Genomic DNA, 21,754 nt, shown 5'->3' on the forward strand with positions numbered 1-21,754 from the left:
AAACACACTGATGATCGCTGTACAAAACAGCAGAAAGGAATGAAAACCATGAAGAAACTATTTTCACTCGTTGCAGCCATGAGCCTTATAGCTTCATCAACTGCACTCACAGCATTTGCCGATGATACGACTAATACTGCTCCAACAACCGAAGAACGCGTTGCTGACGGAATTGCAGTCTATGAGCGCGAGCTTGAACACCGTAATGAAGTCAAGGCTTTTTCACAGGAAGAAACTATCGCTCGCTGGAACGCCTATATTGCTGATTTCAATGAGCGCTACCTCAAGGAACTGGACGCAAATCAGTCTCTGAAGGAATACTTCCTTGAGTGCTGGGCTGAAATGTCCAGAAAGGAAAAAGAGGAAGAGGCAGCTGAAGCAGCAAAGACTAACGGTACAGAAGCTGAGCCTGCTGTAACTACAACTCAGGCATCACCGGTCACAACAGTTACAACAACTACTACCTCACCATATGATGACTACAGAGGTCTTGAAGTAACACATATGGACGGCAGCTTTATTTCTCCTGATGTCGTCAAGGCAGTCCGTGATGTAATGCCTCCCGACAGATTTGAAGAAATGGTCAGCAGTGGAAATTTCGCATTGTATTACATAGACGGAGCTATTCTTGTTGTATCGGGAGTACCTTTCCAGGGCGGTGCAGTAGACGAAAGTGCTCAGTTCCAGCTTGAGCTTTATTACACAGAACCTTATAAGGTCGACTGGGATATTGATAAGCTGGAGTTTACAACACTTACAGGCCCGCTGAAAAACGCGATTTTGGCACAGAACGAGCAAAACCGTGAAATTGATTATATAGTCCATGAAATGACAGAAATGGGACTATGGAATGTTGAGCCTGAGGAGGTAATGATACCCTATGATCCTGGAAAAGGACCACAGGAGGTGCTTCCTTTATCCTCAAATCCTTCAATTGAAGAATTGAAGGCATGGCTGGATTCGCTTCCGCATCTTTTCTATGACCTGACTTCAGGCGATGACACTTATCATATTATCGATACTGATGAGCCTATATACGCAATAATTAATGAAAAAGGCAACGGCGAAGCAGGAAACGATACACTGTTCCTTGATTTCGATACCGATAAGGATTCTCTGGAATTCCTGCGCATTGGTAAAGATCTGTTCATCAACGATATCAATAATGAGGTCTATATCATTTGCAGCAAGTATTTCTCTGATCCTGCAAAGCGTATCGAGAATATCCGATTCAAGGACGGCTCTGTTATGACCTACGATGATGTCTGCTATATAACAAACTCGGTTGTAGGCACAGAGGAAGATGATACTATCGAGGGCTATCCCGAGACAAACTATATCTGGGGTATGGGCGGTAACGATACCATTTACGGAAACAAGAGCGACGATTATCTGTTTGGCGGCGACGGTGACGATACTATCACACTTGCAGATAGCTGCTTCGGACTGCTTTTTACTCAGGTAGGAAATAATTACGCTTATGGAATGGACGGCAATGATACTATAATACTCAGTGACGGCAACGACTTCATATGGGGCGGCAAGGGCGACGATATTATCAAGAGCGGCAGCGGCAGCGGCAGCGATATCATTTACTACGAGCTGGGCGACGGTAACGACTACATCGACGATACAACAGGAAGATTCACTTACCCTTCAAGCGGCAAAGACGTTCTCTGGCTCGGAGAGGGTATCCTTCCTGAGCAGGTACAGGTATCATTCTCTGACAACTATTACGAGTATAATCTCCATATCATGAGAACAGGAGATACTATTACAATCCCCGGAAATATGTATTCGGGCCTTACACCTGTATTCCCTATCGAGGAGATACACTTTGCTAACGGAACTACATGGGATCGTCTTGACCTGCTTGAGCGCACACGCTACCACTATGGTTCAAACGGTGATGATGTCCTTACAGCTGTAGTTGACACTGACGCAGAATTCCGTAAGGATTACGTTCCTGATTCTATTCTTTTCGGTTTTGGAGGCAACGACGTGCTCACAGGCGCAAAGGGAAATGACATGATCTGGGGCGGCGAAGGCGACGACATCATGCGTGGCGGAGACGGCGACGACATATTCTTATACGATCTCGGCGACGGAAATGACCTCATTGACCTTGGAAATCAAGGCGGCAATAATATACTTTTATTGGGCGAGGGCATTAATCCTGACGAAGTAACTATCGAGCGTTCAGTTGATAATTATACCTATATTCTCCACATTAATAAAACAGGCGAATCTGTTTCCATATCAGGCAATGTTATGGGATTCTTTGACTATAATCTGCCTATGAAGGCGATTTACTTTGATGATGGAACGGTCTGGGATCAGCAGTATTTGCAGGATAACTTTGTCAAGTATATCCGCGGTACTGACGGCGACGATACTATAAATGATACAGGCGATAATGATACCGTATTCTGTGGCATGGGAAATGACTATATCAAAGGCAGACAGGGTGATGACCGCTATATTTATAATTTAGGCGATGGTTGTGACACTATTAATGACAGCACTTTATGGGGCAACGGATATAACACCTTGCAGTTTGGCAATGGTATATCTATAGATGACATCTATACCGAATCTTCTGTTTACGATGGTCAGAAATATACCCGTTTCTATATCGGAGGCCTTGACAGCTATGTACAGGTCATCGGTATAAATGAAGTGGAATTTGCAGACGGCAGCAAGCTGACATTCGATGAATTCAAGAATGCTGCAAAGCCTGCTTCGGAGCTTTTTTAAGCAGAAAAAGATAAACAAAGATTTACAGGCAGCCAACGGCTGCCTGTAAATTTATTATGAGTTCATTACACATATCCCCAAGGCAAAGCCTGTTTTCACAAAAAGCTTACGATCTCAGCCGCACATTTCGCCTTCCGCAAACATTAAAGCATATATAGACTAAAGTGCGATTATCTCTCTCATCCAGCGAAATATCGTCGTATAATGTGATCAAGCAGTTATATGCTGCAAATCTGAAGAATGGCAGGTGAATGATATGAAGCTCACAAGACTGACCGCTGCTCTGATCTCAGCTGCAACCGTGATCTCACCCCTTTCGTTTAAGAAACAGAATAAGAATGCCTCCGTATACTGCCGAAAGACAATATACGGAGGCATTTGATATTACTTGCTGAGTTCACGCTTTACCGAATCATATTCGATCTTAACTTCATTGTCGGGAGAGCCCGTAACAAGCGAAACCAGTATGATAGCGGCAAATGCGCAGAGGAATGCGGGGAGGAGCTCATATATAGCAAGCACTCCGCCCATAGGAGCAATTACAAATTTCCATACGAATACCATTACCGCACCTACGATAAGTCCTGCCATAGCGCCCCACTTATTTGAACGCTTCCAGAAGAGAGCTGTCAGCATTACAGGTCCGAATGTAGCTCCGAAGCCTGCCCACGCGAAGGATACGACTCTGAATACCGAGCTGTCCTGATCCCATGCAAGAATTATTCCGCAGGCTGCTATAACGAGGAGCACTATTCTCGCAACCAACATGGATATCTTGTCGCTCATTTTAACATTGAATACACCCTTGAGGATATTCTCGGACATAGAAGATGAAGCTGCAAGAAGCTGTGAATCCGAGGTCGACATTGTACAAGCAAGGATACCTGCAAATACGAGTCCTGCGATAACTGCAAGACCTGCGTGATGCTCGCTCATATACTGAGCTATCTTTATGACTACCTTTTCCGAGTTGCTGCCGTCAAGCATCTCCAGCTTTCCGCTCTTGGAAAGTGCATTTCCGATGAAGCCGATTATTATTGCGATACCCATTGAGATAACTACCCATATGGAAGCTATTCTTCTTGAGGTCTTTATTTTGTTCTTGTTCTCGATAGCCATGAATCGGAGGAGTATATGAGGCATACCGAAGTAGCCGAGTCCCCATGCAAGTGTTGAAGCTATGGTAAGTCCGGTGTACTTGTCAGCAGCTTCTGTTTCGGGATTGAATATGTGGCTGAGGGAGAAATAGCCTGCCATAGAGTCTGCATTGTCCAATACATTGCTGAAACCGCCTGCTGCATTTACTCCGAAGATAACTATGCTTATGAGTGCAACTGTCATAACTATACTCTGGATAAGGTCAGTTGTACTTGCTGCAAGGAATCCGCCTGTACAGGTATATGAAATGATAATGACCGCACTGATTATCATTGCAAGGTGGTAATCCCAGCCGAAAAGGGAGCTGAAAAGCTTTCCGCAGGCTGAAAATCCCGAAGCAGTATACGGAACGAAGAATATGAGGATTATGAGTGCCGAAACTCCCATAAGTATCCTGCTTTTGTCCTTGTAACGCTGAGAGAAGAAATCGGGAATGGTTATAGCACCGCATTGCTGACTATAGACTCTCAGGCGCTTAGCCACAAAGAGCCAGTTGAGATAGGTGCCGATAGCAAGTCCGATAGCTGTCCAGCCTGCTTCTGCACCGCCTGTGAGATAAGCAACTCCCGGAAGGCCCATGAGGAGCCAGCTGCTCATGTCGGAAGCCTCTGCGCTCATAGCTGTGACCAGAGGTCCCAGCTTACGTCCGCCAAGATAGAAATCTCCGACGTTTTCGTTTTTCTTTGAGAAGATAAAGCCTACACCGACCATGACAATGAGATAGGCAATTATCGTCCCGATGATGATAATGTCAGTAGTGTTCATGTCTTACTCCTTTATATAATAGAATAATGTAAAAAGTACTTTAATTATATCCCATATTTCGTAATAAGTCAACAAAAAAACAGCTGTTGCCGCAATTTATATGCACAGCATTCCGATACAGGTCAGGACAGCCTTGAAAAATACACTTTACACAGACCTGCATTTGTGTTATAATGGATTGCATGACTGAGAAAAAGGAGAATAATATGAGCATACTTAATGTTGAACACGTTACCCACGGCTTCGGAGCGAGACAGATACTCAATGACGCCTCATTCCGCCTGCTGAAGGGCGAACACGTAGGACTTGTGGGAGCCAACGGCGAGGGAAAGTCCACGTTCCTGAATATAATCATGGGCAAATTACAGCCAGACGAAGGCAGGATAGAGTGGTGCAGGCACATTACCACAGGCTATCTCGACCAGTACAGTACCCTTGCAAAGGGAAAAACTATACGCGATGTGCTCCGTGAAGCCTTCGACCACCTTTCCAACCTTGAAACCGAAATGCTGGGGCTCTATGAGAAGATGTCGGACTGCTCCGACGAGGAAATGAACGCTCTTATGGAGGAAGTAGGCGAAATACAGAGCATTCTCGACTACAGCGGCTTCTATACCATAGACGCTAAGATATCCGAATATGCCAACGGTCTCGGACTCAACGAGATAGGTCTCGACAGGGACGTTGCGGAGCTTTCTGGCGGTCAGAGAGCAAAGGTGCTTCTTGCCAAGGTGCTCCTTGAAAATCCGATGATACTCATTCTCGACGAGCCCACAAACTTCCTCGACGAGAATCATATCAGGTGGCTGACAAATTTCCTGCAAAACTACGAAAACGCATTCATTCTTGTATCACATGACGTTCCTTTCATGAACAGCGTCATCAACGTGGTATATCATGTGGAGAATGCCGTTATGACAAGATATACGGGAGATTACGATAACTTCGTGAGAATGTACGAGCTGAAAAAGAAACAGCTTGAACAGGCTTACGAAAAACAGCAGAAGGAGATCGCTGACCTTGAGGACTTCATCGCCCGCAATAAGGCGCGTGTCGCTACAACGAACATGGCTAAATCACGCCAGAAAAAGCTGGACAAAATGGACAAGATAACCCTTATGCGTGAAAAGCCCAAGCCCACCTTCTCATTCAGAAAAGCCCGTACTCCCGGGCGTGTCGTCATAGATTGTCAGAACGTGGTTCTCGGCTACGACGAGCCGCTCACCAAGCCTATCTCGGTCAAGGTGGAGAATGGTCAGAAGATAGCGATACGTGGTGTAAACGGCATAGGAAAGTCCACTCTGCTGAAAACTCTGCTTAAAATAATACCGCCTGTATCGGGATATGTGGAGCACGATCAGTTCGTAGAGTATGGCTACTTCGAGCAGGAGGAGGAAAGCACTTCCAAAACCGCTCTGGACGTTATATGGGAGGAATATCCCTCAATGACCAATGCAGAGGTACGTGCCGCTCTCGCCCAGTGCGGACTTACCACGGAGCATATAACCTCACAGATGAGGGTTCTCTCAGGCGGTGAAAACGCAAAGGTCAGGATTTGTAGAATAATGCTCAAGGAAGTAAATCTCCTTGTTCTCGACGAGCCCACCAATCACCTTGACGTTGACGCAAAGGAGTCGCTGAAAAAGGCTATAAAGGACTACAAGGGCACGGTATTGATCGTAAGCCACGAACCCGAGTTCTATATGGATATTGCCGATAATATCTGGAATATCGAGGAATGGTCCACAAAGATAATATAATAATTAAAAAAGTCTCACTGCAAATTTCAGTGAGACTTTTTCATGCTGTTCAGGAGCAAAATTTCTATATGGGTATTTTTCCGGATATGCGGTCTTTAAGACATATAATACAATTGCTGCTGTATCATTTTGGTTACCATTCTACTTTTATCTTCGTTTTGGAGTAATAGTTTTCAGGGATTGCAAATTCGTATTCAACGTTTATGTTTTGCGAATCATATACATTAAAGTATTCCATGTTCTTTGTATCTTCCTCATTGAGCTTGATTTCCTTCATGGTATTTGATTCAAAATCAAACTCGGTAGTACGTAGGTCATATGTACTGCTGCCTTCATTCATAACGGGCACCTGAACGATTACACGTTCATCGCTTACATAAATGGAGCAGACCTGTGGATTGAAGTCAGGTTCGAGAGATATGAACTCATTATTCTTTTCATCGACCAGATATAAGCCCATGGTTGAATCCATAAAGGTCTTTCCGCGCACATTAAACAGCCCAAAACCATTTTTCCGTCCCGGATTTGTTAACTTTTTGCGGCAGCACTGAGTTATATCTCCGGAAGCCTCGTCTATTCGGAATACCGCAACATCTCCGAAGTATGGTTCTTCTATAGTACACCAATCGTATATCCCGATAACATAAACGCAGTTAATCTGATGATCCACGGCTATGTCACCGACGTACACAGGTATTTCGCTTCCGTTTTTCAACAACTGTGAGAGGTATTCATCACGCATTTCACCATAAGAGCTTTTACGCCCTTCTTCTATTTTAAAGTCATCCTTTAATTGGATTTTGTCAAGGTCATTTGGTGTAAACGTTACGGAATGCTCAGCATGAAATGCTTTTGTAGTAGTAACGGCTGTAGTTGTTACAGTCGTAGTTGTTGTTGCAGCGGTAGTCGAAGAAGTAACAGCTGTTGTTTGAACTTGTCCTTTTTCCGGATACTCCGAGCTGTTATTATCACTGCAAGCTGTAAATATTGCCATACATAACATGGCCGCAAAAATTACTTTTTACATGTTTTCTCCTTTCGGTACGTTTGAAATTATATCTGATATTGTAATTTTAGTCCATCAGTTAATGTTGATATTATATCATATTATGTAATCAAAAGCAAGTAAATGCGTAAAGTCGATTGATTATATACTATTAAATTTAAATTAGAGACGATGCTGAAAAGTTCTTCTATGGCAGAGGTTCGCAAGGCTGTTGAAGAATTGATTGGATGAGGATAAGAACGAAAATCTGAACTTCTGAAATACCTGACAAAGGGCGTTGAGCGGATAGTCAGCGAAGCTGTCAGGGCATTAATCCCGAATAGGATTCATAGCAGCTTTTGATCTGCTGCTTTATAAAAAGCCTCATCAATAGATATAATAATACGATTTCTTCATAAGTTCATAAAAAGTTTACGATTTCAGCCGCACATTTTGCCTTTCTCAAACGTTAAAGCATATATAGACTAAATACAATGATATCATGCAGTCATATACTGCAAATCTGAAGAATGGCAGGTGAATGATATGAAGCTCACAAAACTGACCGCCGCTCTAATAGCAGCTGCAACCGCAATTACGCCGCTTTCATTTAATGCTACTGCACCTATTTCGTATGCAGAGGAAATAAATGGTATAGCTCCACCCCCGGACTGGCTTCCGTCTGATTTTGATTCTGCTCTGGAGTTCAGAAATACCTATGGAGCAATACATATTGAGGACGGGCTCATCTGTGCTGTGTTTCAGGAACAGGCAGAAAAAGTACCCGAAGGCGAACCACGGGGTGTACTGCGTTATGATGTAAATACTACAAAAGGCATGACACAGTGTATGAGGCATGATATCTTCGCCTCAAAGGACGGTGACTTCAATTATGAAGTCATAGTCTATAAGCCCATAATGCCGGGTGAATTTGAGATCTCTTTTTTGGATACCTGGGTAAACGTAAATGGCGAAAAGAAATACACTTTCTCAATAGATGACTCGCTTAATGCAGTTGAGACAGATATATACAGCTGGCTGCCAGATTGTTTTAAAGAGTACAGGAATTATTATCTAACGGGCCGTGAGATATTTGCAAAAGATAATTATTTAGTGTTCTGTTTTGATTCAGCTGCGGGCACGGCATTTGACTGGTATCCAACTCCTGATAACGATTATGACCGCTCTGTCATTGATTATGTAATGACAGAATACTGCAATGAAGAAACGCCTGAGCTTCTTGACGGCGGAGAGCAGCACAGAGTAGTTGTATATCAAGCTAAAAAAGACGGTATGGCAAAGATATCGCATGATTATGCTGCGAACTATGGAAAGCCATATCTTCCCGAAGAGGTTGAAAAGACTATGGTCGCAGACTGCGCGATAGTCGATGATGCTCAGAACATACTGCTTTCCGGTAATATGAGAGTCACCCTCGTTGACTATGATACAGGAGAACCGCTGAAAATCGCTGAAAATTCGATGGCAGCCATTGAGACGGATATCAGATATTATACACCTGAAGGTGAAAAGGCAACAGGTCCTATCTATAGAATAGAAACAAATCCTACGATTATTGATAATTTATGGAATTATTCCAAAGCGGATCATTTTGCATTCAAATTGGGCAGCAATGATATTCCTGAAGGATATGCTGCACCTGCTGATACAGCTTTTGTAGTTTATTCCAAAGGAGGTTTTCTGCACGATCATATTAACGTTACAGAGTATGAAAACGGCTCTGCTGATGTGGTATTCAAGCTGAAATTCGTTCCCACAGGCGATGTAAACGATGACGGTGAATTCAATGTTGCCGATGTGGTAATGCTGCAAAAGTGGCTCCTTGGCTCAGCTGATGCTAAGCTTGATAACTGGAAAGCGGCAGACTTCTGCAACGACAATGTTCTTAATGTATTCGACCTGTGTCTGATGAGAAAAGCACTTCTTAAATCAATAGATCTGCCTGTCGAGGTCAGCGTCACGGAATCCGGCGGAGTCGCAGGCGCAATGATCATATATAAAGTGTACTGTGAAGGCGAAAAATATTTTCTGTCTTATCAGGATATGACATTTGATCAGGAGCCACAGTCTGATGTTATTCAGATCTCAGAGCAGGAATATCGTGAGATAATGGCTCAGGATTATGACAGTATGATCCGGAACATGAAAGATCACGACGGACCCGGATGGAGTGAATGTGAGTTTGTGCTCGAACTCGGCTATTCAGACGGTTCTAAGATAAAGACGGTTTCAGACAGAACGCCGGGTATCACGACAAAACTCAGAGATCTGAAGGATAAGTATTCCTTTTATGTTGAGCCTGATGAGAGCTTCGAGTACGGTGTTCCATTCTTTGTTCTGAAAGACGGTCTTAAACTTTACCAAGGTCCCGATGAGAGGTACAGCACCGTTGCATACATTCCAGCGGATACTCGTCTGATCGAAAAGGGCGTTCATAAAAGCAACAACGAATGGCTGTTTACGGAATACAACGGCCATTATGGCTGGATAAAAGTGGTTAAAGAGGACGGCAAAACTCCGACGATCTTTTTTGAACAAGCTGCGAAAAAGCCTGTGATATATCTGTATCCGCAGCAGGAGACAGATGTTCATGTTGAGCTTGAACTTACGGAAGCAGAGCTCTCAACAACCTATCCCAAGTATAATGGCGGCTGGGACGTTACAGCGTATCCCGACGGAAAGCTCATGAACAAGGCAGACGGTACACATCACAGATATCTGTTCTGGGACGCAGTAAACTGCCGTACAAGATTCGACTTTTCCAAAGGCTTCTGTGTTGCAGGCAGTGATACAGAGAGTTTTCTCAAGGAAAAGCTCGCATATATGGGACTGAAAGAAGACGAAATGAACGAGTTCATAGTATACTGGCTGCCGTTAATGGAGCATAATAAGTACAATCTCATTACCTTCCAGGGCGATGCGTATACCGATTCCGCAAAGCTTGACATCACACCTGCACCTGATAGTCTGCTCCGCGTATTCATGGCTTATGTTCCTCTTGAAGAAGCCGTGAATATCGAGCCTCAGCAGCTTGAGACCTTTGAGAGAAAAGGCTTTACCGTTGTTGAATGGGGCGGCAGCAAGATACAATAATAGTTATCACATACAATAAAGCGAAAATCCGCCCTTTAACGGGCGGATTTCTTTTCAGCTTTCATTCTTTTTTCTGATCTCTTCTATCTGTTTTTCATCTTCTGCCTTTATGCTTTCATATATCTGTTCAACGTCCTCCATAGTGAAATCAGGCGAATCGAATACATAGTCATCAAGCCTGAATATACTCTTTCCTTCTCCCCAAATGCTTTCTAAAGATATCAGCTGTACTTTTTCAGTCAGAACAATACGCGAGTAACCGTCCTCTTTTGGGTGGTATAATTCAATAAATCCGTCTGACTCTCTGATGTCATATTTAGAATCACTATTTTCATTATAAATATGAAGAAATTTCGGCGTAAAACCTTTCTCTAATCCCTTGCACAGATAGATGTAATTATCAGGCGGAGGAGAAGCATATCCGTTGCTGTATCTGTATAATCCGAGACGGTCTGTATTTCCTGTTTCCTTTTCCACAGTCCTGAAAGCAGACGTATCATGACCGTTCATTATAAGCTCTATGGTGTTTTCTTTTTCCTGATAGAAAAGGTGTCCGTCACCTTTCATGTACAGTTTCTCATTTTTAGCGTCATAGCTCATATATCCGTCGATTACCTGATCTACGCCGCTGCTGTAGGTAATTATACAACATTATTCGTTTTCAATCAAGAACATAGGAAAAATCAATAAACGGTCTGTTGATTATTAAGTATGAGCTTCAGCCTGTTCCGAACAGTATTCTCCGATTGCTGAAACATACTGCTGTGTGTTCACAGAAAGTTTACGGTTTAAGCCGCACATTTTGCTTTCCTCATACGTTAATGCATATATAGACTAAAATGCAATTATCTCTTGCATTCAGTGAGATATCATTGTATAATGTGATTAAGCAGTTATATGCTGCAAATCTGAAAAATGGCAGGTGAACATAATGATCTTAAAGAAACTCACAGCTGCTTTTATAGCAGCTTCAACGGCAATTATTCCCTTTACAGCAGGAACGCTGAATGTATTCACACCTCTGAATGCTTATTCAGAAGAAACGGCTGATGTATCTTCATTTCCTGACTGGATCCCGCAAAGCTTTGATGATGCAGTAAACTTCCGCAATAAGTATGGAGTTGTGCATATAGGCGATGAGAATGACAGCTATCCGTTTTATGACAGCGATCTGCTTTGTGTTGTATTTAAAGAGACTTCTTACAGTACAAAGAAATATGACATTAAGAACACAGGCGGTCTTGTTACAGTATTCTATCATAATACTTTTGTAGACGAAGATACTGATACTGCCTATGAAGTAATGACATACAAAAACGCGTCGACATCAAAGCCTGATTTCAAGGTGCAATTCAGCTGCGACGCGGAATTGCAGAAGGAATACTCCTTTACAAGTATCGGAACTCAGGTCGTAGAGACTGATATCTACAGCTGGCTGCCTGACTGTGAGGAGGAATATCGGAAATATGCAGAAAGCAATACCAATTTATCAGTAAAAGATAATTATGTTGTATTCTGCCTTTCTCATGACGCAGGCACTGCCTATGACTGGGTTCTGAATGATACCGGAAAAGAGTGCTTTGAGCTTGAAACAGTAAGCGATTGCAGCCCCGAATCTTCTGTTCCTGTTGACGGCGGAGAGATCAATAAAGTCTGCGTATACAAGGCAGTCAAGGACGGTTATGACAAGATATCCTACGATTTCGTGTTATTGCACGCAAGTGATGATGAGGGCAAAAAATCTCTTGTTGCTGACTGTGCAGTTATAAACGATGCAAAGAGTATCCTTCTTTCGGGGAATATGCGAGTTTCCCTTGTTGATTATGACACCGGAGAACTCCTTACGCTTCCTGAGATGGCAATACAAAGAATATGGACAGATATCAGCAAAGATACTCCTGAGGGCAAGATCAACTGTAATATGTTTCCGGTTGGATTCAGAACTAACCCTGCGGTTGTAGATTTAGGCAATTTCTTTGACGGTTACAATTTCTCGTTTGGCTTGGATATCCATAATCTGCCTGTTGGATATTATCTGCAAGATACTAATGGTAAATCAGCAGGTTACTACAACGGAACTGTTGTGCCTGATGATCATATTATTATTAAAAAGTATGATAACGGCTCTGCGGACGTTGTATTCAAGCTGAAGTTTACACCCACAGGCGATATCAACGATGACGATGAATTCAATGTTGCCGATTTGGTACTGCTGCAGAAATGGCTGCTCGGCTCAGCTGATGTTAAGCTCATAAATTGGAAAGCAGCAGACTTCTGTAATGACAATGTGCTGAATGTATTTGACCTGTGTCTGATGAGGAAAGCTCTCATTCAGCCGCTCAATATACCTGTTTCACTCAGCATTACTAAAACAGGTGGATATGCAGGAGTACACATAGTATGGAAAGTTTATAAAGATGATGGAAAGTACATTCTCTCTTATGATGATCAGAAGGGCTATGATGATACCGAGCCGATGATCGTTGAGATATCCGAAGCTGATTATAGCGAGATAATGTCTCTGAATTATGATTGGATCATTGACAAATACAACAAAACTCCACACGAAAAGGTAATAGACGGATTCAACTACAAAACGATTCTTTCTTATGAAAATGGAGACGAAAAAGAAACCAGAGCTGATATGACCAATGTACTTGTGAAACTGGAAAAGCTTCTGGATAAATATCTCAGCTCAACAACCTATGTTGAGCCTGATAAACGTACTACAAATGGTTCGCCATTACGCGTTATGGTAAATGACCTTAAACTATATTCCGGACCGAATGAAAGCTACCAAGCTATAACTTTGATCCCGAATGGAACACGGCTTCATGAACTGGGGTATCAGACAGATAATGATAAATGGCTGTTTACTGAATATAAAGGCAGGTATGGCTGGATAAAGACTATTGAAGATGATAACAGGACTGTTACGATTTATTTTGATGAGTATCTTGATAAGCCTGTAATTTATCTCTATCCCGAAGAAACGACAGATGTTCATGTGGAGCTTGAACTGACAGAAGCAGAGCTTTCAACAACATACCCAAAGTATAATAACGGCTGGGACGTAACAGCTTATCCCGACGGAAAACTCGTGAACAAAGCTGACGGTACAAATCACAGATATCTGTTCTGGGACGCAGCAAACTGCCGTACAAGATTTGATTTTTCCAAAGGCTTCTGTGTTGCAGGCAGTGATACAGAGAGCTTCCTCAAAGAAAAGCTCGCATATATGGGCTTAACAGAAGACGAAATGAACGAATTCATCGTATACTGGCTGCCTTTAATGGAGCATAACAAGTATAATCTCATATCTTTCCAAGGTGATGTGTATACAAATTCTGCAAAGCTGAACATAACTCCCGCCCCCGACAGCTTACTGCGTGTATTCATGGCTTATGTTCCGCTTGAAGAAGCCGTGGATATCGAGCCTCAGCAGCTTGTGACCTTTGAGAGAAAGGGCTTTACCGTTGTTGAATGGGGCGGCAGCAAGATACAATAAAAACGTATATACTTAAGAATTTGCAGGGGCAAATTGCCCCTGCTTTTTTATTTCTGGTGCATAAAACCATATTTTTCCTTAGCTCTTTGAGCCTATTTCTTTATGTCTGTCTCTGGTTACTTATTTTGCTTAGTAAGACAGAATGAATGCATGTTAAAAAAACGATATGGTATATTTGCTTAATTTCGGGGGGCGATTAATGCATTCTATGTTGCTTTTGTAGAAATATGCAGTATGTAATTATGAAAAGCGCGTAGTTTTCTCTTTTTATATCGTCAAATAAGAAAAAGAATAACTGCGCAGTATCTAATTGCTATTTTTGGATATTAATGCAGAATTCAGGAAAGTATTAAAGAATAAAACCAAATAAAAACGATAAGGAGTAAAGCTATGAAAAAGGCAATATCATTAATTACGTCAATTACAGTTGCAGGCTCATTAATTGTATTCAATGCTAATTCACTTGAATGTTCGGCGGTAACAGCATATACCATTGTTGAAGAGGGTACATATGCGCTCGATGACAGTTCGTCTGTTGACTATAAAGTCACGGACAGCGGCGAAGTGATCATATCAAAGTATAATGGTAATGCCGCTGAGGTGAAGATACCGTCTGAGATCAACGGAAAAAAAGTTGAGACTATATCAGGCACTGCGTTCAGAGACTGTACGGAAATGACCTCGGTAACCATCCCGGACAGCGTTTCGAGAATAGCAGGCGGAGCATTTAAGGGCTGTACAGGTCTGACCTCCGTAACGATACCCGACAGTGTTCCGCATATAGATGATGAAACATTCAAGGATTGTACTAATTTAAAGTCTGTTATTCTGCCTGAAAACATTCGCTATATAGGCTTTAACGCTTTTGAGAACTGCACTGAATTGGATACTATAAATATTCCTGAAAATATCGAGATGATCCTGCGTGATGCTTTCAAGAATACAAAATGGTACGACGATCAGCCTGACGGACTTGTTATCGCAGCACACGTTTTATATAAGTATAAAGGCGCAATGCCCGAGAATACATCGGTAGATATACCTGAGGGTGTCAGAGTCATCAATTTTAATGCATTTGAGAACTGCGCAAATATGACCTCTGTTACTATTCCCGAGGGCGTTGCGGACATAGGTTCATATGCTTTTAAAGGCTGTACGGGGCTTACTTCGTTAACTATTCCAGGTACTGTTAAGATGATAGGAGCTTCAGCGTTTGCCGATTGTACAGGTCTGACTTCCCTTACTATCAATGAGGGTGTCGAAAATATTCAGAACGCTGCTTTCGATGGCTGTACAGCGCTGAATTCGGTTAAGCTCGCGAAAAGTATTAAGATAATCTGCTCATATGCTTTCAGTAATTGTACAAGTCTGACCGAAGTAGCTATTCCCGAGGGAGTAGAATCCATTTCAAATAATGCCTTTACGGGCTGCTCAAATCTGGCTAAGGTCACTATTCCTAAGATAAAAGAGTCAACTGAGGGCATAGATACGATTGAAAAAGATGTATTTCTCGATTGCAGCCCGAATCTTACTATCTACGGATATAAGGGAACTTTAGCCGAACGGTACGCTAAGGATAACAACATCAAATTCTCGGCTCTCGATCCTGTTGTTACTACAACTACAGCAAAAACAAAGACAAATTCTCCGAAAACAGGAGACAGAGGAGCAGCAGGTTTTGCAGTTATAGGCATTGCAGCAGCGGCGATTTTTGTTATTAGCAGAAAAAAGCATAAGATCTGAATAATAAAGGAGAATGAAATTGAAACACAAACACTACTTTGCTGCCATGATATCAGCAGCACTCTTGCTCACAGGCTGTCAGCAGAAACATACTACCGAACCGGAACAGGACACCAGTACACAAACGTTGACAGAAACTCAACAGCCTGCAACAAAAGATAACATCAGCACACAGACAGCGACAGAAACTCAAACGACTACACCGGAACATATCATCATCACTCAAACATTTGCAGATACCGGAACGACTGTGCAGGATACTTCTCCTCTATCCAATATTGTTCGATGTGAATCGATCAAGCTGCCGGATGATATCAGAAGCTTTGACAAATTAGAACGTTCAGCAGACGGATTCAGAGGCATAGTCTGCTACGGTAAGGGGCTGGGCAGGGCTTATCTGTACATCAGCGAGGATATGCAGATGATAGAATTATCTTTGCTCAATCCACCCGAAAATCAGGGGGATTACACACGTGCTGACCAATGGTTTGCACTCGGAAAAGGCGAGATATGGTCAATTACCCGTGGAGAGAAATATCTTCTTAGCCACTATGCTGAAGATGGAACATTGCTATCTGCCATTCCGATAAATGATTTTCAGGATTACCAAATTGATTACCGAATCAATGAAAGTTTTGTCTGTGTGGGCGATGTGTTGTATATGACGCTGCCTGACAGCAGCGTCTTGCAGATTGACAAAAAAACAGCAGAAGTTTCTGGCGTAATGGATCTGCTCAAAGATGACACATATTACAACTATAAACTCCTCTGCTTTGACAGAGATGATAAGCCGGTGCTGCTTCAGGAAAAAGTGAGTTATGCTCCGGACAAACATACAATCAATGAAGCTGTCGTTTCTGAATTTGATCTTGAATCATGTAGCTGTGGACAGACGATATACACCGCTGGAGATAATTGGAACAAAACGAAAATTAGTGTTCTTAAAGGATGCGGTGAGTACCGTTTTTTCATTAACACATACAGCGAACTGATTGGCATAAAAGACGATGGCACACAGGACTTGCTAATCGACATTGATTCCTCTGACCTTGATACGCAAATTATGATACCGGACGACTACTACGTCCCATACACAAACAATCTGTTCGACATAAACATCATTCCGGTAGATGAAACACGGTTTTTGGGACTCTATGAACATTACCCTGAATGTAGAACAGAGGCATTCCGCCTTACCCGTAAGCACGAATCCGAAATCACTTAAAGTCAACTCAGTACCAAGACTGCCTTTTGTGTCGCAGCAACTGTGGGCGCAGATGCTTTTGTTGTAGCAACCGCAGAGAGCGACAATACCGCCACTATAAGTTCGTTTAGATTCATTATTACCATCAATATTAATATTATATAATATAACATAAATGAATTAATCACAACCTAATTAGTGTTATTCCGTTTCGACTTTACGATAATTGCGATAGAACAGTAATACATTTTGCTAGAAATAATAATACCTTTGCAGAATGCCGCAATAAAGGACTTGTAAAAACTTTCTGGCGTAGATATAATAAATATATATATGTTTTTTATGTTTAGGGAGGGTGTGACAATGTACAAAAAAATAAAGCTTTTTTTGTCAGCTTTGACTGCCTGCGCTGTAACAGCGGCAGCTATGACTGTTTTTCCTGTAAATGCTGTGGGAGAGACGGAATCTTCGGAGGTGACAAACAGTGCCGCGGTGAGTCTTACTTATTATGACGAGGAATTCAAGGCTCCTTATTCGTGCAATGACCTCATAGCATGGAAGGCTGATGACGATGATGGCGAGGCAACAATCGTTCGTAATTCTGTGGGCGGTTATTACGTTTGTAACTGGGATGGTACAAGACATGCGGAGTTCCTTGTCGGTGAGGGAAAGGTACAGTCTATAGACGATGTCAAGGATTGCTTCGTAAAATATGAGGCAGCCCTTAAAGGCACAGAAAGCTATGCTATTGGAGCTGTGGTGGAATGTTACGATGCTGAGAATAAAAAAGCAGCAGAAATAAGAGTTCTTGACTCATATACAGAGGATGCTTTCAGTGCAGATACCGATAATGCAAAAAAAATAAGCATAAACGGCACTGATTATTACGTAATTATCACCGAGGAGGAGAATGTTCCTGTTGAAATCATATATATTGTTCGCTGCGAGAGCCTTGACGGTGGCAGCATAAGCGAAAAGATAGACTTTAAGGCGATAGACGCCGAGTTAAAGAATAATGGCTTTAAAATAGAAATAGGTAAGCAACCTAAGCTTTATGTCCGCGGAACAGGCGAAAAGGGAAAGATATTCGTAAATGATGTTACTTTGGCCAATGTTCCTCACAAGGAGAGTATAAAAGTTGAGAACCATTATGACTCACGCAACCCTGTCTGGCTTAATGGACAGTATTACGCCTATTCGTCGTTGGATAAAGGCTTACGCAACGGAATGACGGTCTCTGATGACGGAACAGCTCACTGTGTGTATGAAAATAGTTCAACTAATTCGGACAGTGAGTTTTTCAGAGGTATTCTTGACGAAAAGGCGGTGTCTTTTGATGAATATGAAAAGATGAACGTTCACTATGAGGCTTCCGTCAAGGCTAAGGATAAATATGCGGTAGGAGTTGAGCTCTTTGACCGTGACAGTTTAACTACCATAAATATTGTTCAGTTCAGCAATACAAAGGACTTTGTAGACGACGGTCATGACAGGGCTGATGTTAAACACCTTGACTGTGTTGAGGTAGACGGTATAAAGTATGATATTTATTCAAGGACATTTAACTATGAGTCCTGTATGGGCTTGCCTGCACCTCAGATATGGTGCATATCACAGGTTAGCTTTGAACAGGAGGCATACGGAGCAGTTGGCGATATTGATCTCAAGAAACATTACGATGTTTGGCTAAAGAACTATTTGGAAAAGACAAACAAGATAAGCGAAATATTAATGTTTGCTGAATCATTTGGTGCCGGAACAGGTGAATTTGACCTTGAAAATGCTGAATTTGATCTTGTAAAGAAAGATGACGTATATGACAGAGTGATTGACAATACATCGATAAACGCTCCTGCCGAGCCTATTATTGAGGGCGGCAGCATGGTATTCTGCACAGAGAATGGAAAGTGTACTCTCAAAAAGAACGGAACTATTGTCGGTGACTGTTTCCAGAATTATGATGACAGTATTTTCAAGTTTGGAAAGAGCATGAACTTTGAAATGGCGGACGAGCAGATAGACAATGATAAGGGCGACTTTATCAATATGAATTTCAAGGCTAATATAAGCACGGATAACAATTACAGCATAGGTGCTGAGGGCCGAATGTGTGATGAGCACGGCGAGGAATACATAGATTTTTATATGTATCCTGTGCTGAATTATGATGCTGTTCCAAAAGAAGCCAAGTATCTCGGTACGGAGGAGTTTACCGATCGGGAATACGATATCTATGTGTACTATAACGATCATGTTGTCACTGCCGGTGGCAAAAAGAATGTGAAATATTATTGTATAGCTAAAACCAAGACTCCTAATGATACAATTGCATCAGGAACTATCTATCTTCTTGACGCTGTTATAGCATGGAAAAATGCTGGACTTGAAGTAGGCCCTATCACAAATGTAGCTCTTAATGCTAATATATGCGGCATTGGCGGCGGAGAAATAGAGCTTGTCCGTAATGATATTATAGTTGAGAGACTTAACAGGGAGAAGTTCACATCAGATGATATATGTCTTTTCCAGAAATATCTCCTTGGCGAGGAATGCGATCTTAATAACAAGAATTTCGACCTCAATTATGACGGAGTATTTGATAATTTCGATATGATAGAGCTCAGAAGACAGGTTCTTGACAAATATTGATTAAATAACAAAGGGGACGATAAACTTACCGTCCCCTATTTTTATTTTTCTCGTCTTTCTTCTTGTAAAATAGCTGGTTTTTGAAATTCCTATATGCGCTTGCAAGAGTTTTCATATCTGAAGTATTCAAGAATAATATCAGTCCATCGTTATATTCTTTTACAAGGTCAATGAACTCATAATTATCGTCATTAATGGCTTCCTTATTATGTATTATAAGCTGAATGGCGCTTCATTCGGACGAGCACCATTGCCCTGATTAATAATCATCAGTAAGCTTATGTGCAGCTTATTCGATAGATGTAGAATTAGTCTCAGTTGTTGTGGAATTATCTTGGTATTCATATTCAACATCTTTCTGCTCAATTCTCCAATCCTGAGCATCTTCATCGAATGCTATTCTGAATGTTACTTCGCCCTTTGATGGCTCATATACCTCATTTCCATCATTTTTAAATTTTCTATTCAATGTAAAGGAGCCTTCTGTAATATCAGATATATCTATCTGCTCATCTGTCCAATAATAACCGCCAAAATAGCCTTTACCCGGACAATACTGGTATAATTCACCCTCATACATGATGTAGGTATATGCACGATCCAATTTGCCGTCAGCAGGAAGAGTATCTGCTGTAAATGAAGGTCCGAATAACTCATTGTTATTGGTATATTCAGCATTTACAGAATAGAATGGATCGTAGTTTTTGCTGAAATAAGTATTGTATATCTTCTTCAGACCGTCCATAGTTTTCTCTGTAAGTCTTTCATCAATAGTTTTGTAATATATTAGCTCAATATCAGGTGTATATCCAGCATACTGCATAGTGTAATTGAACTTTAAGCTTTCAGCATCATAATCAGCCTTTGTATGTGCAACACTATCAAAGAAGCACTCATAATCCCAATAACTATCTGTAAGCTTATGCGCTGCCTCTTCAGGAGTCAGTCTCTTTGACTCAGTTGTCGCTGTAGTTGTCTCAGCAACTGCTGTAGTTGTGGTAACATTTGTTGTTACAGAAGATGTAGTAGTAACTTCTGTCTCTGATGATGAGCTTACAGCCGGAACCGGCTTCTTCATATTGCGGAGCAGATATCCTCCGCCACCGATGCCACCTGCGATTATAGCAAATGTCGCTGCCATACTTGCAAATTTTATCCATCTTGGACGATTGTATCTTTCCACACCATATACGCTGTTATTGTTTCCCTCATCAGTATAATTTGATATATTCATTTTTTCCTTAGTCATATTAAACATCCTCTCTCTGGCTGAATCTGACAGGGACGGGTACTCTTTCGCAATTCTGTTTGCAGTTTCAAGATCAATGTCGAATTCATTGAACATTTCGTCTTTCTTATTCATACATATCCCTCCTTAATAATTTATGCCGACTTCACAAAGCATCGTTTTCAGCTTTTGTCTTGCCCGAACGCTTCGTTTCTGTACTGCGGCTGATGTCATTGAAATTGCTTTCCCTATTTCAGCTACTGTCATATTGTAGTAGTACTGCTTTATTATGATCGTCGTGTCAGGTTCACCTAATTCTTTTATTTTATTAAGTAAGATGGAATTACGTTCTGACATCTCAGTAGATTCTATTATGTTTTCTCCGGACGATATTTCTATGAATCCTTCATCATCGGTTGATATGGTTCTATCAGCTTTTACACTAAGTTTTCTGTACATATCTATTGCTTTGCGTTTGGCGATAACTCCGATAAATCCTTTCAGGTCGCCATTGCGCTCACCAATATAATTTATCCTTTTGAATACCTCAGTAAAAACATCACTCACACATTCCTCTATATCTTCCGTAGTACCGCAGTTTTTTAGTTTAGTTGCAGCTATTACGTATACATAATTGCAGTATTCATCAAAAACTACTCTCATGCACTCTTCCGGAGATCGTTCCATGTATTTCTTGAACTCCTGATCTGTCATATGTATTCCTCCTATTCAGTTCAGCAATCGCTTTCATTATATACACTCGTACTTGTGATATCAAGTAGGACATTTTTTCTAAAAAAATATTTTATCACATTTTTGGGGGACTTTCAATGTTTTGAAAAGAAAAAAAGCATTTAAATAATCACAAATGTATTTTTTCAAA

The 21,754-nt window shown here is 41.6% G+C and carries 12 protein-coding genes; 7 read left to right on the plus strand and 5 right to left on the minus strand.

What is annotated here, in order from left to right:
• Positions 1-48 precede the first annotated feature (48 nt).
• Positions 49-2,757, plus strand: coding sequence for a calcium-binding protein (locus T497_RS0114895; RefSeq protein WP_028516299.1), 2,709 nt, complete (start codon positions 49-51; stop codon positions 2,755-2,757).
• Positions 2,758-3,141: 384 nt separating this feature from the next.
• Here T497_RS0114895 and T497_RS0114905 read toward each other — a convergent pair whose 3' ends face one another.
• Positions 3,142-4,680: a sodium/proline symporter gene (locus T497_RS0114905; RefSeq protein WP_028516300.1), complete on the minus strand. Its 1,539-nt coding sequence runs from the start codon at positions 4,678-4,680 to the stop codon at positions 3,142-3,144.
• A 206-nt stretch (positions 4,681-4,886) separates the two neighbouring features.
• Between T497_RS0114905 and T497_RS0114910 the strand changes: the two genes are divergently transcribed.
• Positions 4,887-6,440: an ABC-F family ATP-binding cassette domain-containing protein gene (locus T497_RS0114910; RefSeq protein WP_028516301.1), complete on the plus strand. Its 1,554-nt coding sequence runs from the start codon at positions 4,887-4,889 to the stop codon at positions 6,438-6,440.
• Positions 6,441-6,573: 133 nt separating this feature from the next.
• Here T497_RS0114910 and T497_RS0114915 read toward each other — a convergent pair whose 3' ends face one another.
• On the minus strand, positions 6,574-7,434 hold the full coding sequence (locus T497_RS0114915; RefSeq protein WP_155266929.1) for a hypothetical protein: 861 nt from the start codon (positions 7,432-7,434) through the stop codon (positions 6,574-6,576).
• Positions 7,435-7,971: 537 nt separating this feature from the next.
• On the opposite strand from T497_RS0114915, the gene T497_RS18885 reads away from it, so the two are divergent.
• Positions 7,972-10,539 (plus strand): dockerin type I repeat-containing protein, encoded by a 2,568-nt coding sequence (locus tag T497_RS18885; RefSeq protein WP_242840031.1) that lies wholly within the window; start codon positions 7,972-7,974, stop codon positions 10,537-10,539.
• Between the two features lie 54 nt (positions 10,540-10,593).
• On the opposite strand, the gene T497_RS0114925 is transcribed toward T497_RS18885, so the two are convergent.
• A complete protein-coding gene (locus T497_RS0114925; protein WP_196243054.1) occupies positions 10,594-11,106 on the minus strand; it encodes a hypothetical protein in 513 nt (170 codons plus the stop codon).
• A gap of 364 nt (positions 11,107-11,470) precedes the next feature.
• Here T497_RS0114925 and T497_RS18890 point away from each other — a divergent pair, with 364 nt between their 5' ends.
• The 4 genes from T497_RS18890 to T497_RS0114950 all read left to right on the plus strand — a co-directional run bounded on the left by T497_RS18890 (position 11,471) and on the right by T497_RS0114950 (position 19,643).
• On the plus strand, positions 11,471-14,047 hold the full coding sequence (locus T497_RS18890) for a dockerin type I domain-containing protein (RefSeq protein WP_080693407.1): 2,577 nt from the start codon (positions 11,471-11,473) through the stop codon (positions 14,045-14,047).
• Positions 14,048-14,437: 390 nt separating this feature from the next.
• Positions 14,438-15,790, plus strand: coding sequence for a leucine-rich repeat domain-containing protein (locus tag T497_RS17835; RefSeq protein ID WP_051530709.1), 1,353 nt, complete (start codon positions 14,438-14,440; stop codon positions 15,788-15,790).
• A 19-nt stretch (positions 15,791-15,809) separates the two neighbouring features.
• On the plus strand, positions 15,810-17,015 hold the full coding sequence (locus tag T497_RS0114945) for a hypothetical protein (protein WP_028516306.1): 1,206 nt from the start codon (positions 15,810-15,812) through the stop codon (positions 17,013-17,015).
• Between the two features lie 342 nt (positions 17,016-17,357).
• Positions 17,358-19,643, plus strand: coding sequence for a hypothetical protein (locus T497_RS0114950; protein WP_028516307.1), 2,286 nt, complete (start codon positions 17,358-17,360; stop codon positions 19,641-19,643).
• Positions 19,644-19,932: 289 nt separating this feature from the next.
• Here T497_RS0114950 and T497_RS0114955 read toward each other — a convergent pair whose 3' ends face one another.
• Positions 19,933-21,006 (minus strand): hypothetical protein, encoded by a 1,074-nt coding sequence (locus T497_RS0114955; protein ID WP_028516308.1) that lies wholly within the window; start codon positions 21,004-21,006, stop codon positions 19,933-19,935.
• Between the two features lie 12 nt (positions 21,007-21,018).
• Complete coding sequence (locus T497_RS0114960; protein WP_028516309.1) at positions 21,019-21,585, minus strand: sigma-70 family RNA polymerase sigma factor; 567 nt, start codon at positions 21,583-21,585, stop codon at positions 21,019-21,021.
• Positions 21,586-21,754: the final 169 nt, after the last annotated feature.

Origin of the sequence: Ruminococcus flavefaciens MA2007 (assembly GCF_000621845.1) — a bacterium.
Lineage (GTDB): Bacteria > Bacillota > Clostridia > Oscillospirales > Ruminococcaceae > Ruminococcus > Ruminococcus flavefaciens_E.